At 43.5% G+C, this 16265-nt stretch carries 16 protein-coding genes; all 16 read right to left on the bottom strand.

Annotation, left to right across the window (positions count from 1 at the left end; all coding sequences use genetic code 11):
* Window positions 1-672: 672 nt before the first annotated feature.
* The 16 genes from N482_RS15665 to N482_RS15590 all read right to left on the bottom strand — a co-directional run bounded on the left by N482_RS15665 (window position 673) and on the right by N482_RS15590 (window position 16244).
* On the bottom strand, window positions 673-1110 hold the full coding sequence (locus tag N482_RS15665) for a hypothetical protein (protein ID WP_063377919.1): 438 nt from the start codon (window positions 1108-1110) through the stop codon (window positions 673-675).
* A 9-nt stretch (window positions 1111-1119) separates the two neighbouring features.
* The gene (locus N482_RS15660) at window positions 1120-2601 is read right to left on the bottom strand and encodes a hypothetical protein (RefSeq protein ID WP_063377918.1); all 1482 of its coding nucleotides are present in this window, start codon (window positions 2599-2601) and stop codon (window positions 1120-1122) included.
* A 9-nt stretch (window positions 2602-2610) separates the two neighbouring features.
* Entirely contained in the window at window positions 2611-2829 is a 219-nt protein-coding gene (locus tag N482_RS15655) for a hypothetical protein (RefSeq protein ID WP_063377917.1), read from the bottom strand.
* A gap of 9 nt (window positions 2830-2838) precedes the next feature.
* On the bottom strand, window positions 2839-4026 hold the full coding sequence (locus tag N482_RS15650; RefSeq protein WP_063377916.1) for a hypothetical protein: 1188 nt from the start codon (window positions 4024-4026) through the stop codon (window positions 2839-2841).
* Window positions 4023-5987: a DUF4815 domain-containing protein gene (locus N482_RS15645; protein WP_063377915.1), complete on the bottom strand. Its 1965-nt coding sequence runs from the start codon at window positions 5985-5987 to the stop codon at window positions 4023-4025. The genes N482_RS15650 and N482_RS15645 overlap by 4 nt, the downstream gene beginning before the upstream one ends.
* Window positions 5988-5996: 9 nt before the next feature.
* Window positions 5997-6476, bottom strand: coding sequence for a hypothetical protein (locus N482_RS15640; RefSeq protein ID WP_063377914.1), 480 nt, complete (start codon window positions 6474-6476; stop codon window positions 5997-5999).
* A gap of 191 nt (window positions 6477-6667) precedes the next feature.
* Window positions 6668-7522, bottom strand: coding sequence for a phage tail protein (locus N482_RS15635; protein WP_063377913.1), 855 nt, complete (start codon window positions 7520-7522; stop codon window positions 6668-6670).
* Window positions 7507-8346 (bottom strand): baseplate assembly protein, encoded by an 840-nt coding sequence (locus N482_RS15630; RefSeq protein ID WP_063377912.1) that lies wholly within the window; start codon window positions 8344-8346, stop codon window positions 7507-7509. The genes N482_RS15635 and N482_RS15630 overlap by 16 nt, the downstream gene beginning before the upstream one ends.
* Window positions 8347-8439: 93 nt before the next feature.
* A complete protein-coding gene (locus N482_RS15625; protein WP_063377911.1) occupies window positions 8440-9147 on the bottom strand; it encodes a DUF4376 domain-containing protein in 708 nt (235 codons plus the stop codon).
* Window positions 9148-9158: 11 nt separating this feature from the next.
* Window positions 9159-11978, bottom strand: a complete 2820-nt coding sequence (locus N482_RS15620; RefSeq protein WP_063377910.1) for a hypothetical protein — start codon at window positions 11976-11978, stop codon at window positions 9159-9161.
* Entirely contained in the window at window positions 11979-12521 is a 543-nt protein-coding gene (locus tag N482_RS15615; protein ID WP_063377909.1) for a phage tail protein, read from the bottom strand. It lies immediately after the preceding gene.
* Window positions 12518-13330: a phage tail protein I gene (locus N482_RS15610; protein WP_063377908.1), complete on the bottom strand. Its 813-nt coding sequence runs from the start codon at window positions 13328-13330 to the stop codon at window positions 12518-12520. Before N482_RS15610 ends, N482_RS15615 begins: the two co-directional genes overlap by 4 nt.
* The gene (locus N482_RS15605) at window positions 13323-14372 is read right to left on the bottom strand and encodes a baseplate assembly protein (RefSeq protein WP_063377907.1); all 1050 of its coding nucleotides are present in this window, start codon (window positions 14370-14372) and stop codon (window positions 13323-13325) included. Before N482_RS15605 ends, N482_RS15610 begins: the two co-directional genes overlap by 8 nt.
* Window positions 14373-14444: 72 nt before the next feature.
* Window positions 14445-14747, bottom strand: a complete 303-nt coding sequence (locus N482_RS15600) for a hypothetical protein (RefSeq protein WP_063377906.1) — start codon at window positions 14745-14747, stop codon at window positions 14445-14447.
* 11 nt (window positions 14748-14758) lie between these two features.
* A complete protein-coding gene (locus tag N482_RS15595; RefSeq protein WP_063377905.1) occupies window positions 14759-15667 on the bottom strand; it encodes a hypothetical protein in 909 nt (302 codons plus the stop codon).
* A 115-nt stretch (window positions 15668-15782) separates the two neighbouring features.
* On the bottom strand, window positions 15783-16244 hold the full coding sequence (locus N482_RS15590; RefSeq protein WP_081227985.1) for a hypothetical protein: 462 nt from the start codon (window positions 16242-16244) through the stop codon (window positions 15783-15785).
* Between the last annotated feature and the right edge of the window lie 21 nt (window positions 16245-16265).

The raw sequence follows: 16265 nt of genomic DNA, 5'->3' as shown, positions 1-16265 counted from the left end.
AATGTTCACGCTCTCGCCCTGGATTCCTGACCGCCTTAAATCAGTGATAAACACCTCAAATAAAAAAGCCACAACCGCTTATACTTCCATAAGCAACATGACCTTTAAATTAACTTTGATTGGGTGTTCAGCTTTTCTCAAGCTTAGGTGTATTTTACTGATTTTAAGACTTTAAAACAGGTCATTCCTGACCGCCTTAAATCAGTGATAAACACCTCAAATAAAAAAGCCACAACCGCTTATATTTCCATAAGCAACGTGGCTTTTTAATTAACTTTGATTGGGTGTTCAGCTTTTCTCAAGCTTAGGTGTATTTTACAGATTTTAAGGCTTTAAAACAGGTCATTCCTGACCGCCTTAAATCAGTGATAAACACCCCAAATAAAAAAGCCACATTCGCTTATATTTCAATAACAACATGGCTTTTAAATCAACTTTGATTAGGTGTTTTGCTTTTCTCAAGCTTAGGTATATTTTACTGATTTTAAGGCTTTAAAACAGGTCATTCCTGACCTATTTGCAACAATGGTTTAAAACTCTAAAACTCAATAAAATAAACCCACTTGGTATGGCCAAGCGGGTTTTGGTTGTGGAATAACAGTTCTGTTGCTTTCTCAAGCAATCTTGATACTAACCCGTTTATTGGGAATAAAACGGGTCACGGTGCAGGTTTTACAATGAAATTTTTACATCAAACTCAAAAGCGTCCAACTCAGCCTGTGTTGTAAACTCAGCAATAGTTAGCTCAGCCTCATCACTTGCCTTTCGCAACTGTTCGCGATTGGCTAGTAGCTCTTGCAATTGAGACTTGCTCAGTCCTAGCGCAGCTTGATCACCAGATAGTTCAGCAATAAGCATGTGCTCTTGTGCTTTTTGCACACGCCATTGCTCGTTACCTAGTTTGTTAAACACCGCTTCTTTAATCTCTTGAAATTTATCGGCTTTTGATGCCGCAAATCTTTCCTCTTCCAGCAAAATCTGCTGAGCTTCATAGGTTTGTTTAAAATCAGCCACTGTCGTATCGTTCCAGGCAACGCCCGTTTGAGGGTTCACTAACCAATAGTTACCGTCTATCTTCATGCCTTTATCGGCAAAATATTCACAACTCATAATTTCTCCTTAAAATGCGCGACAAGTACGGCCAAGGCCATATTGGTTATAGGTATAGTGCTCGTTAAGAATGCCGGCACCTGAGTAAGGGTTAATACAGCTAATCGCACTGCCTAATACACCGCAGTCATAGCCAGCATTGTATGCTCTCGCTTGATATGAATACATGCCGAGTAATTCGCCATCAAAGGTTTCAAGCACCACTCTTACCTCTGAATCCGGAGAGTATGTCCCGTTTGCATTCGGGGCCTTATAGTGGCCTGAGCTATTACTAAAGAAGTAGTTGATCGGTTCTAAACGTTTAGCTTGTGTAAATCGATAGTGCACACTGTATTTGTGTTCACCCATTTTGGTGACACCGTTATAGCGACCGAAGAAACCGTAGTAGCTTGTGCCGTAGCCCGATACCGTTGTTTCAGAGTGATTATAACTATTGATACCATATGGCCATTGGATATTATGATAGATGAACTTAATAACCGTGAAGTCGCCTGCGTCCACATAGGCTTGAAGCTCTTCAGCATTGGCGATGGCCGTATTTGTTACAATATTACCGTCACGGTACTTCTCTACTAACACAGATGTGCCTTCATCCACCATAACCAGGCAATGCTTAGTATTATCATATAAAACACCCACTTCATTATATTTGTGGCTTGTTAAAGTACTCACCCCAAACTGATCCGTTGCATTTAAGTCCAGCTTAGGTTTAGTAATTGAAGTAAAACCAGACGACTTACAGAACACCCCACCATAGTTAGCTACAGCCGTAGTCTGTGAGTCTTGTGTACTATAAACAATCTCATATTGAATATCTGCAGAGTTATTTTTACTTGCCAAAGGTACATAAGCACTGGTGCCGTAGTAATAAATTTTACTAGCTGGATTTTGCTCAAACGCATTTGTGTAGATAAAGCTCGTATGCGTAGTGGTTTTTTCTGCACCATTTGCGCTTAATTTTAAGAACTCTAAACGACATTGCTCGGTGTTTGCATTATGTGTAAACCCAGGTCGAACAACGTGGGTCTCACCATTACTGTCATACACAGCAAATACAGGTGTTGACCTGCGGTTATTCGATGACGTGCTAGCAATGTCAATAGGCGTCATTGGCATCAAAGGTCTAACTTGCAAAGAGTTATTCGTTGTCTGCAAAGACTCCACTCGGTTTAGGTTTGGTGCCATCGCGTCGAGTAGATCAAGTTTGTCTGACTTATTACCAAGATCTGTGCTCGTTTGAGTCAAAGACTCTGTCGCCGTTTGTAATGCGGCACCCGTAGATTGCGAGACCTGCTGAAGTGCGCCAGTCGCATCATTAATATGTGACTCAGCAACCGCAACAACAGCTTGTTCCAGTTTTGCATTGTCAGTTAATTTAGTAATCGCATTGCTTACTAACGCTTGTTCTTCAGCGGTTAAAGGCTGGTTGCCCTGCATATCAGCAACTAGCTTATCTACCATGACTTGCACGGCATTTTGTATACTCGCCATAATGTCCTCTTATATTGTTAATAGTGGTTCGCCGAGTAGCTGGTTTAGCTTTACTCGTCTAAGTTTTTCGTTCAACAGCTCATCTTGCTGACGACGAAGATTGGTTTGCATGTACATGAGTCTGTCCACGCCGGTAAGCGCGTACTTTATGCGTAGTACATCCTGTTGTAGTAAATTGTCTGGGTGGGGTAAGGGCAGAGAATAAAAAGGGGTTTTATCTTCAATCATAGCAACCCCTTATACAGAGAATGCACGAAGTGAACGCACTCTTGGTCTATCTACATGAGTACCAGAAAGTATTAGTTTCACACGAGATTGAGCATCGGCTAAGTTCGAATATTCATAGTTACACAATAACCAGCCATCCCCTTCTGGTTGAGTCGTTTGCAAAGGGATATTTAACCACTGACCTTGCTGTTCAATAAACGCTTCTACTTTTGCGGTACCTGGTAGCTGAGCTTCAAAACTCACCTTTAAACTACCACCTAAGCGGCAAGGGATTGCTCGTGTAACATAATCTGCGTCATTACTAACTTTGCCCAAAGCAGCTTGAACGCTATCGAACAGCACCGGTGACTGCGTGGCAGTACCTGCTAATTTAGCGCGCACTTTTAAAGTCTCATTGAGCATATTTGGTAAACGCAATGCCTGGGACTCTTGCAAATTAAACTCCCCACTTTGCGCACCGCTAAATTCAAAGTGCAACTGTGTTTCACTGCTCGGTCGTTCAATCACAGCCATTGCAAGTAGATCGCTGTGTTCCGCCAAGTCAATTTCACCCAGCTCAACACTGCTCTCAGTGCTAGTAAATCGCGCTGCTTTCAAACGAAAACTCAAATCTCGATTTTGATGTGGTGTCCAAGTAGACGCATTACTCGAAGACAGCAACACACCAACCTGATACGGCTGACTTGTTACCCAACCACTACTGCGGTCAAACTTACCAAGTTCCGCAATCGCTACTTCGTGCGTCGCATCATCGCTTAACACCACAATTGCATATTCCTGACCCGCATTGAGTGATACTGGCGCAAACTCAAACAAAGTCGGCCCACTGGCTTGTAATTGAGTGACAGGCAAGGATGTTTCTGCGATTACAGTATCGTTTGGCAAACCGAGGTTAGTTTCTCGGATCTGAACTCGAACTGCTTTCTCACCAATTTTCTTAAACCATAGTTCCACACCCGCAATAAAGCGTAACTCTGGTAATGTAAAAGTTTGTGCAAGTGGGTCAAAACGCCACTGCAATACGTTATTCACGCGACGTACTGTTTGCGTACGGATTGTGCCACTACCTGTATAAGTGGCCTCCCCTCTTGAGCCTTGTGCACCAGTAAAGCGAACAGACTTACTGCCCACAGGCACATTACTAGGGATATAAAATCGGCCAGATAATCGGCCTTGAGCATCGGCTTTTATGGTCATTGTCCCTCCGGTATAACTGTTATGCCATCAAATGTGAGTTGCTCTAGCGCTTCGCCCCCGCCAAACCCTGACAGAGAAAAACTAACCCAGCGTCTTCTTAAGAATTCCGCTCGACGTACAGAACTGCTGATCACTTGGGTTGTACTGACAGTTTGCGTGCGGACCCTAATGCCTCGCCCGCCCCAGAACCTTCTCGTGATTGAGCTTGCAACGTTGGTATGTGTCTGTGTCCAATGATCGACACTTGGCGTTAGACGAACGTCCGCCGGAATTGGCTCAAAAGCCATATATGGATTGATTTTCATGCTGCCTGTTTGCTTTGGCTGTTCCAGTATATCTTCAAGCTCATATGGCAATGTTAAAGCTCTGCCATTTGGAACTTGCAACTGGTGAATATCGGCTTCCAAAGGCAGCACCAATTCGCCATCTACAACAGCCGCTGTCTGCTCAATACCCGCGTCACGCATGTCGTCATCAATAAATGGATCGACAAAAACGCCATATTTACTTGCTGGGTCTTGGCTATTAGCATCATTACGTAAACGTTCAACGGCAAGCAGTTGATAGAGGTCGCCAATTTGATTTTGCATGTGCTCAAGCTGCGACATTGAGACAGCTCTTACCGCCAAATTTTCAATATGTGGAGCTTCGCTAGAAAGCCAAGATTGTGTGACTTGTGCGAGCGCTAAGTGATGCGCAGGCGCTTTTGGTGCGATGGGAAACTGATGCGCGGCTTGACCTTTGATCCGTTTAATTTGACCAAACCTATCAAGCACTATCAAATCGATCCTAGGTCGATACCACTGGTAATCAATCGTCACAAGTGTATTGTCGACTATATGGCCGCCATCGGCTAACTGCTTATCGAGACTAAAACCATACTCATCGAAATCAACGGTCAGCTGTTTTCGATAGCGATATGTCACCTCGTATAAACTGCCTCCTGCTGGCTCTTGACCGCTTAACTGCCAGCTGATGTGGTTACGCAAAAATATAAAGTCGGCCCCTTGGGTATAAACTGTATCCCCTTGTTTAATACTTAGGATTTCTAACACAGATTCATCAGGCAGCAAGTCTTCACCACCTGCCAGCTGCCCGCGCGTCAGTTGTGTCACTTTTTCAACAGTAACATTGACTTCATCAATGGACTTCACTGGAAAGAAGTCCGTATCCATACGCATCATACCCTGATCATCGGCTTGAAAAGTTTTTGGCTCTTCTTTTACTTCACCTATGTCTGGGTCACAGTCAAATTCGGTGGTTCGAGAGGTTGCAAAGGCGACTTCATAACCCTCTATATGTGCTTTACCTTCTTCAAGGCTGAAACTTTGTATACCTTGTTCAGCACCTCGATAACTTAACGTCATGCCCTGTACAACATAACTGCCACCATTGGCTTCACGGTCATATCGAGCTAAAGCCTGAGTCACAGCATCTAGCTGAGGCGGCGGCTGCTTAATTATTAAAGTACCTTGCTCGATACGATGGACAGGATAAAATGCTTCGTCAGGGCCTAGTGCATCACTCAGCAAACCCCATTGACAGATTTGCCGCAAACGCGCAGCGCCGGGCTCGTCAAAATTAATCGCATCGACAGCGGGATCTCGCAAACTAGGGTCTTGCTCTTCGGTGATCACTTTGTGAGTCAACCATACACCCACGTCAATAGTCGCAGACATATCAATGGGCACAACACCACTCGGTACTGGGCGTACCTGACCAGCCATGTATACATCACCTTCTGTGATCAGTGCACTCGCAGAATCGGTATCAACAACCAGCTCACCGCCTTTAACTAAGTCACCATCTTTGAGCAAAACATCTGCTACACCTTTAAGGTGATGGCCGACTTGAGATTGTAGATCGTTTAACTCTCTACTTTGCAGACCTTTTCCAGCTCTGAACAGCAGTCGTTCGTAGCCGGAATCCGCATGAAATTTTTCATAATAATCGTCAAGCATAAAAAACCTCTAAAAACTCACGACAAATTCAAAGCTCTCTCTCACACCCTCTTCTCTCACGAGTGGTGCACGGTGCTCAAGTAATAATAAAGTACCAGTAGATGCCACTTGTTCGGGCAACAAATAAGACAATCCAGTAGGTAGCTCTGGGAGTTGTTGTGTTCCAGACATCAAGCCTAACTCTCGAACCGTCTCTCCTACACCGTCTGCAAAATCGAAAGTAAATTCGCAGTAAAGATGTTGAGTCGGCTGTTCAGATAGGCTGAAACGCCCGCCTTGAATATGAATATCGCCTTGATCATCCGGATTACAAAAAGCAACTTTCTTAGCCTTTCGATAGCCAATAGGCGCAGCTAGCTCAGTTGCAATGATGGGTTCAGCTGGAGGAGATTGCCATGGTGTTTCACCGCGTCCCCAAGCCAAATATATAGGGGTTTGTGCAATAGATTGAGCAAACAATGTTCGCCCTGCACGAGTCAGAATAGCCAATGTATTTCCTTGTTTTACCTAACTCGATTTAACATATTCATGTCTTCACTAAGTAATAAGAGCAATACAACAACAAGGCTGAAACTTCATATACAGCTAATGGGATTTATCCCTGCTATTAAATTTATTTAGTGGGAGACCTGAACATTCAAACCGAATTTAGGTTAATTTATGAGTAATAATTGAATTAATCAGCGTAGCGCCTGATGAAAGGTGATGACCTGAGGGTATCTTGCTTCAGACCACACTGACGACTGCCAATGACCAAACCACTGAGCTTGGCCAATAGTATATGCACGACTTGTTTGACGGCTATGTGTGTTAGCCGACTGAAAACTATGCACGATTGAATTACTTAACTGCATAGTGCCAAGCACTTGAGAAGAGTAACTTTGCCAGCTGCTATGTTGCTTGCGCTCACGCGAGCTGGTAGCTGAACCTGGAGCATCAATAATTGCTTCATGTTCACGGCGTGTACTAATACGTAGTAACTTGCCATTTTTAAGTCGGTGTCGATAGCCTGAATGATCGCTAAGCAATGTGCCAAAACTGCTTGCAGACAACTTAAGCTCTCTTAAATCAAGTCTATATGTAACACGCACTAACTCACTTCGCGCTGGTGCACTTAGCTCCGCTAATTGTGCCATCCGTTCAACATCATTTAAGTCAGGCATCTGATTTAAATGACACTGGTAGCGATAGAAATGCCGATAAGATTTAGACTCTTCAACATCTGATAGAGAAAAGCCAAGCCAATCAAATGCCATTTCTAAGCTTTTTTGTGTACCGCGGATCCTTTGCCAAGCGAGGCCTTGCTGTAAGACTTGATCTAAATCGTCAAGGTAAGGAACCAAGGCACCTAAACCGTATTCCCATATAAGCCACGGTAGTAGAGATTGTTTAGGGTGGGACTTAAAGCCACGCAGCAATTGCACTCCCTCACCTAAAACGGCTTCAAGTTGGCCATGCTTTACTACAGCTGCTTGAAGGTCTGTGCGATTAATTGGGAGTAATGCGTCGCTATCAGTTTTTAAGTGATGAGACATAATTGAATTTGCCCTAGTTGAGCATATTGATTGGAGGCTATATCAATCAAAGAGTTAGGTGTATGTATTTCTACATGTTTAACACCTTCTACATGGAGTTGTGCACTTAGCCAGCTAGGTGTCATTGCAACACCAAGCGCCATTGTTTCTTGCCAAGCTTCACGTAATTTGCCTTCTAATTGGGTAAAGACCCAATTTGGCACATTATCTTGTAGATAAATATCCGCTTTGACATCAATCGGCACTTCTTCAGCGTGATTAACCTCGACCTGATCAGTTAACACCTTTACCTGATCGCTCAATACGTGGTTTCTCACTTGCTGAAGCAGTGCATCTGCATGCTCTTTGTCTTGAAATAAAATAGAGACGCGCACACGTCCCGGGGCTGGGCTATCCACTTCAACATCTTGGATAGTATTTGGAGCAGCTGTTAACGCTGCATTGCGGTAGTGATCTTTGCTGCCGGCAGTACTGGACGCCAATGTTTTTTGCCGAATGCGAAGACGGTAGTTACCGTCTTCTTCACCCTCGGCACGCACTAGACCATAAAACACACCAAGCTGGTCTAAATCACTGCTTTTTGCTGTAGCCAGTAAGTTAGCATACGCCGCCTCGTTAATACGTTGGCGTAACAGTAACTCTCGATAGCTTTCCACTTGCAGACATACAGTCAATGGATCGCTTTCAAGTTCAAGTGCATCAGCATATTGTGGTGCAAGTGATTTAAACCTGTCTTTACGTGCTTGGTAAATAGTTTCATAATCCAGTGGCTCAATGATGTCCGGCGCAGGCAGCGCAGAAAAATCAAAGTACTGGGAGTTCATAGTGGTTTCTCATGGGTTGATTATTGAATTGATAATCAGAAGATAAGGTATCAGTGAAACACAGCCTAATACCTTACGCGTTACTTAAAGCATTTAGACTTCCTCTGTCCAAAGCTGAGTTTGGGTTAAGATAGCTGCCTTACATGCTGCTATCAGTTGAGATTTTGTGACATTGGCAGTTGAGTTGTCTGCGAGTACCCAAGAAAGAGTACTGCCTTCATCCATAACTAGCACCGCCCTAGACATGCGGTTTTGTGCTAGTTCATCACCATCAAAAGTTAAGCCATCCACTTCGACCTTAATTGCTGCAACCGTATCCTCGCGTTCTTGCTTAAACCTGGCACGCTTAACTTGTGCAACCTCCTCATCAGAGTATGCATGCGTCAATGGATAAATGAGAGCAACTAGTGCCTCATCATCATATTCAATAGACAATGGCTTGCTTTGTGTTGAAATTTCAAAATCAACGTCAACAATTTGCTGCTCGTAGCAAGCTTGCCTTTGTGACAAGTCTAATACGGGCTCTTTAGGAAGTTGAGGTAGCACTTTTTGCGTATCAGGGTTAGCAGCGTTAAAAGCATGTATCTCTTCAATTCGCTTTTGAACATCTGCACACGTAATTTGCCACCTTTCATGCTCTCCAATAAATTCTGCGTCTTCATCATCGATTGCCAGTTTCAGTAGCTTTTTCACCTCCTCTCGAGGATGACGCAACATGATTTTACTGCGAACTTCACTGTATGTGGGCTTCATAGTAAATGCTTCGAGAGTTTGAGCTCCTTCAAGATTTTCAGGATTCATCTTCTTCTCTCCTAGCGAATCGCAATGCCAACAGGGCTTAAGGAGTGATGACAGAAAGACTTCACTTCATTGCCGTTCAAATCAAATTTGACTTGTTCATGGTTGACCACTGGAATCGTTTGATCATCACCCAAACTCACCTCTGAGTGGGAGATAAACTGCAATACTTTTGCACCGCTATTTTGGTGATAGAAACTACCATCGTCAGCTTTATAAAGTAGTTCAGAGTCAAGGCTTACATCCAAAGCGTCCAACGCTTTATAAACACTTTTATTACCAATTGGTCCGGTGATTTTATAAACAGAGTCCTTCACCCAATTTGTAAACGAGTCAGCCACTGTATTCACAGTCTCTGGTTTGCCTAGTTTCAATGACGATCCATTGAACTGCATATACAATAAGCCATCTTTTTCTATCAGACCGTATGTAGTTTTACACCCATAACTGCCTACTTCACCACCTAAGCGAGGTAATTTACCATGCTCGATTGGTTCGTCCAAAATGAGCTTACTATCAACTAATGTATGCATAGTCAAAGGCTTGTATGCATTTGTTGTGTACGACTTTGATGTACCAACCTGCCCAATTAAACTGCTTTGTAAAATTGAACCAAAATCAGGGCGAGCATCATTGCCAACCCACATCTTGTTTAACCCTGCTACAAATTGCCCACCTTCATGTTCAGCGGTGAAATGCGACTTAGATTTATAGCTTAGTAATGCAACAACACCGCTAGACCAACTGCTTAAATCAGTGTTGCTATCAGTATTAAACTCACGCTCAAGCACTTGCCAATTCAGCCCCTGATCTTCGGTGTACGTGGCAGAGAGTTGACTACCAGTCAGCTTTCTATTCAATGGGTAACCAGATGTATCATCTGGCACCTTCGTAATCCATTGCCCGACTACGCCCTCAGGGAAGGTCGCTGCGATATTATCTGGTGAACCAACGATGTCGACCCACTCAAGCTCGTCATACTCGCCTGAAAGGGTCATAAAGTCATATATGCAGTAAGTTTTGTTTTCTTCAAGTTCATTTGCATCATCACCTAGCAGATAGAAAAAGTCGCCAACGCTGTCTTTTCCTACTGAATCGACAGTTAGTACTTTCTTACCGGTATGAACATAAATGGGGTAGCCTCCTTTAATGATACCTAAAGATCCAAATCGCTGAAATAAACTAACACTGGTTTCGCTCTCTCTTATCAAAATTTTGTTTGGGCTTGTAACACTCGAGAACTGTGCTGTCGTAGTAAAAGGCATACGTCCTTTACCCCTAAGGACACCGCCCACCGCTTTTTTAATGGTGCTGTCCGCCAAAGAGTATGTATCTAACTTATGTGCTGATATTCTTAAATCTTCTACTTGCGATGCATAAACTGCATCATAGTATTTAAGTCCATCTAATCTGCCTGACATTTTCCCAAGCTTACCCCAGTCCGCGTGGACATAATTCTCGAAATCAAAACATTCCAACTTGTTTAAAGGTTTCTTAGACGACGCTTCATACCAATACGCTGAAGCCGAGCCGCCTTTATGTTTTAACTTCGCACATCCCATTGGGTTAAATGTTGGATGGTAAGCACCCACATTTTGCCTTTGTACACTGGCAATTGGGATTGCGGTTAAAGTATTCTCATATGATACTAGAACCGAACTTGAAGCATGGCCTAACCAAGCACTGGGTTCACTGACTCTTCCACCAGTATAACTAGCGCCAGTCTTATCATACATAAATGCGGAACCGCCCTCGGTTATGCTGTCGAGCGCTACAATTGGCCTAACGCTTTTACCTTGCTGCGCAATTCTAGAATTGCCAGTCGCTGGATAATATCCCGAAATATAGTCTCCGGGAAAAAGCTTTACTTCATCACTTACTCCCTCAACTACACGGATGCGGTATCGCACCTGAATTAGCTCGCCAGTTTTGGGGTCAAAATAAATATTATTTTGCGTATCCGCCAAAAAGACTCTTTGTTGCTGTGCTGACAGCTCTGTCCAAGTTGCACCATACCCTTTAGTGATAGAATCCCATTCACCAAATGCTGAGTAACCTTGCTCCACAAGGTCCGCAGACAGAGAAATACCCGAATATGAGCTTGCGCCATATTGCACATTACCTAATGGGTAAACAGCGCCTTTTTCCGAAATGACCTCATGCCAAGATTCTAGAAAAATAATGTCTTTTCTTGAGGTGATCACCTCATTGGTACCTACCGCCGCCTCAAAGGCCGCTTGCACCGTATCGTGTCCAGTTAACTTAGAAGTGACTGGGTCATAGGTTTTTTTACCATCAGGCGCATCGGGCAAGCGTATTTGTGCACCATATCCATTATCAGGTCGAGCGGTGTGTTTTATGTGGTGAATCGTACCATTTACTAATACTTGCGCTACGAGTGATTTTTGCGCTTTTGCTGTTCTGTTATCTCCAAGAGAATAACTCAGAGCAATACTTCTTGCTATGGAAGATTGTGTTAAATCACCGGTACACATCATTCCCCGACTAATTCGCTTTGCTTCGTAGCTGTTCAGTTCAGCACCATAGTCAACAAATCCACTGCCCGCATACTGCTGTTTGTTTTGTTCACGTATTGCGTCGAACTGAGCTTTTGACATTGTAGGCAGAATGGGAGTGAGAGTTTCACTCACTTTCTTAGCTGCATCGGCTTCAACTCGTGTTAACGTCGCGCTGGCATCAGTTTCTAAATCTGCTTTAGCTTGCTCTATACGGTTTGCCTGTGTTTGCACTGTGCTGGTCAATTCATTAGCTGCCGCAGCAAGCGCTTTATTTGTCTCATTCAGGTCTTTAATTTGGATTTCAATAGTGCTCACTTATAGTACTCCTTTTTGAGCTAATTCACTGTAGAGCTTCACGATGGTCGTGTTAGATTGGATTTGTGACGTTAACATTTCGGTCTGTACTTCAGTCATATGTAAAAACACGTCGTCGTAATACATGCGTAAATCGCCACTGCTCGATACAGAAATCGCATCTGCAGGTGCTGCGCTCAATAACAAGTCAAACCCTTGTATTACAGTTGACATTGGCGTCAGATAAAACAGCACATTCCTTGGGTGTGACCAAACAGCGAACAAAGTTCCATCTGATAGATAAAAGCCGACTTCTCGTACCGCGACGTTTGATTGCTCAGTGGTGAACTTACCTGAGATTCGAAACTGTCCATTTTGGTAGTTGATACCTTCGCTTACTTCAACTCTGTTTACTTCGTTTTTTAGATTTGTTTGACTTCGCTCTGGAGTGTAGCCTAGCTCCCCTATCGCAATATGAGAAAGCTGAACACTCAGCCCTTTTCCTTGAGCATCCACCGCTGCGTTTAGACCAGCCTGTGTGATTATTGGTTGGTATGTATTCATGAAAATTCCATGTAGAGATTATTGAGAGTAATTGAACCGGTATGAGATAAAAGGTGACCGGTAGACAACTCGAGATTTATATCGTTTTTTTGCTCAAGTTGAGTTTTTTTAATGCACTGTGCATGGCTAACACTGGAAAAAAAGACTGAACACCTTTTTAAAAGCTGATCGACATGCTGCTCAAAGTGCATTGAATTCAAGCCATAGCTTTGTGCCAGTGGAGATATAACCAAATCGGCCTGAACAAATGTGTCGTCAACGACTTGATCAAATGCTCTTTTTTGAAGTTTATAGCCCTGTACTGCACTTGCTATATACACCGTATTTTGCTGGATATTCCCGATTTCAAAATCTATTTGGGTGCGTTGAGGCTTATTTGCTGCAACGATTTGCCAAAGTTGAGCTTGCATTTTTGGGGTTAAAAAGGTGTTACCACTCTCGTCTAAGTTCTGCCTAACATAGGCCTTTATTTGCGCACTGTGCGGGACTCCACCAGTTTGCCACCACTCCTGTAGCTGTAATTCGACATTCAGTGCAGCCAACGCATTTTTTAATGCCCCAACAGTCCCTTTTACTCGATGACTGGGGACACTATCTGCGATTGCTTTGCGTTTGACCGACTCCGGCCAATTACTGTCCCAAGTATCTATACTCAGGGCATCTGCTAACCAAGGCAGAAAATCAACGGGGCACTGCCACGGATCCCATAAACTTTTTGTCGCAATGGGTAATGTCAAAATTCGGTCTGCACAATGTGCTAGTGCCAATTCGAGGTCTGTTGTGCTCGTTTGGTAGAAAAACTTAGACATTCTCCTCCCCCAGTACAACGGTGAGGCTGCAGCAATTCGCTACTTGCACACCGGATACAACGATATCTGCCGCTGGTTCAGTCAATTCAACACGCTGTACACCTACCTGATGCAATGCTGCATATAACCCTGAGAGAGAAACGTCATGGCCAAGTTTATGATGGTCATCTAAAAAAGCTTGAGCTGCTTGATAAGCTGCAGACGAAACCAACTCGCCATCCATACCTGGGTACAAATGCAACTTGGCGACTACATTAAAGTCTATAATCTCGGCACTTTTGACATGTACACGATCTGTTAAAGGGCGAATATCATCCCGGTTTAATTTTGCTAACACAGACTCTTTGAGTGCTTCACTCGCTTTGCCATATCCTTGTGTTAATTTACTCCCCTCAGCGCTTAATACCGTAATGACAACATCCCCTGGCATTGGCGGGTAAAAAGCGGTTGAATCTGTTGTATTTTGCTCAATTCCGCCTGAGTAAGTACAGTTCAATATCCTGCTTTGTTCGGGCAATAAAGCGGTCACAGACTCTGGCAAGTCGAGATAACTAAATTCGGGAGAATCTATATGTACATCTTTAATGTTTGGCGAGGCAGCATAAGTATGAAATTTATATGCCCCAGCAGGCCCGGCAGTACTATACCCCTCCAAGGCAAGATAAATACGTTCTCGAAAACGTTCATCACTCTCCATTATCGCTTTTTGTGGAGGCGTCACTTCTTCATTCGCAGGAATTACCGTCTCGCGAATGACGCCAAATCGGTTGCCCAAATAGTCAAGCTCTTGGCTAGAAGAATGTGCCAATAGCACACCATGCGCACTTTCATTGATGCGCTGACGCAACAGTAGCTCTCGATAAGCAAAAGACTCCACCAGCTTTATGACCGGGTCGCTCACTAGGTTCAATTCAGCATCAGGGAATCGCGTTTTAAAATCGTCTAAAATCTCAGCCCTAATCTTTTCATAGCTTAGAGGTTCAATGAGGTTTGGCGCCGGCAAACGGCTGAGATCAATGGCGCTAAAGTTTGTCAAAGACATAACTAAGATCTTAATTAAGTGTTGAGAAATGCCTGACTAAAACCTAGTCAGGCACATGGGGGAGTTTAAAAATTATGACTTTGGAAAGCTTGCTTTCACGCTAGCTCTAGCGCCCAACCAAGCTTGTTTCGCGTCTATGGTCGCTTGTGCCGTGTCACCAAGCTCAGTTAGATTCGCCATGTAATCGATGAACAAATGGTCGCTCTTTGCTTTGTAGTCGAGTAATCTTGATTGGGTAATTTCCTCCTCGGAATAAACAACTTCGTAATCTCCATCTTCGTAACCAGCCAGCTCAGCAACTTCTTTTGCTGACTGCTCATTATGAATGCCGCTAGCAACAATTTTATCAGTTGAAACTTGTTTTAATAATGCCATGTTTACTTTCCCTAGCTTGCTTCTTTAACGTTCTTATTGTAAAACTCTGTAGCGTCTGTATGTGAATATGGATGACCCACATCGTTTGCCCAAATCATATTATTACCATGATCGCCCGTACCAGCATAAGGTAAACAAATCGCAACTTTCATTCGCCCTTTACCAGAAAACAGTGGAGAGTGGCTTCCGCCCCAACCATTCCTAGTTGAATGCTTATAAACCCAGCCTTTACCTAAGTCACTCTTATCAACTTGAATATTTGCGACTCGGTTTGCCGCAGGGTAAAACTTGATGCCATCAGAACATTCCAAAACGTTTACCCAACAACTAGATTGAGTTAAAAACTCCCCTCGCCCCCATCCAGTGTAGGAGTCTACACCTTGACTTAAAACAAAAAAGTGACCTTCATTAGGATTGCTATCCTTACCCTTGGTAATCTCAACATCAAACAGAAGCACCTTAAAATTACTACCATAAAAGTTGTTTTCGGTACGTTCGTCACCCAGCGCTCGAGTTAAAAACTCCCCTTCTGGTTTTAAGCCGTTCTCAGCAAGCTTGCTCAATGTCAGTCTCGTCACAGTACCCGATGCTTCAACGCCGTAGTCAATCCAACAGCGCCATGGCTTGCTATGTGAACTAACCATATCTACGGCTACATTATCTTTGCCTATCCCGTTAAAATACTTGGTATCCACCAATAAGTTTGGCGCCAGTGGTAACGCCTTTTGAAAATCTCGAATTTTGGCATCAACCGCCTGCTCTTTCGCCGTTAAACGGCTTTCAACCGCAGCATTTTTTTGGTCAATTTCAATCGCTTTTTGTGCTACGCGATTGTCGATATCTTCAATTTTTGTATCCACAATGCCAGTGAGTTGCTCTGCTGCACTGACTACATTTGCAATGTCTTGCTCTAAAGACATAATTTACCTCCAAGTAAAAAATAAAAAAGCCCACCAATTGGCGGGCTTTGCGTTTAGGTTTAATAATGAAAATTAAAAATCAATAGGTGTGCTCAATACCCAACTGATACCATATTTACTGCGCTTTAATGACGGCGTCGACGCCATTTGCACGCGAAATAATGTCAGCCATTACATCGCTTTGGCCTTTTGTTTGGTAAGGGAAACTGAGTTCACCATTGGTAACTTTGGTTTCCACATCGCCAATCGCTGTTTTGAGTGATTCCGTAGACGCGCGCATTTCTGCAAGCGTTTGAGCTGAGCTTAATTTATTCACAAAGCCACTCAACTCATTAAGTAATAAGTGCACAGTATCCGATGTCGTGCCAAGCAATGACTCTGAATCAGCAACTTGTTGCTCAAGTGCAGAGCGAACAACTTCGCGACTTTGTTGCAAAGCCTCTTCTACAGTCAGCTCCACTGAAAATGTACTCTCTTCACCGAAATTTTCTGCCACCAGCTTTGCAACCGCATGCTGCGGCATTTTTGCATCAAAAAACTGCTCTACAGCTTGTCCATTTACAAATAGTTTAGCCATTTAAGTTATATCTCCTTGACC

The organism is Pseudoalteromonas luteoviolacea NCIMB 1942, assembly GCF_001625595.1.
Taxonomy (GTDB): domain Bacteria; phylum Pseudomonadota; class Gammaproteobacteria; order Enterobacterales; family Alteromonadaceae; genus Pseudoalteromonas; species Pseudoalteromonas luteoviolacea_A.
Note: the sequence above shows the minus strand (reverse complement) of the source record. Positions and strands in the feature narration are given on the sequence as shown.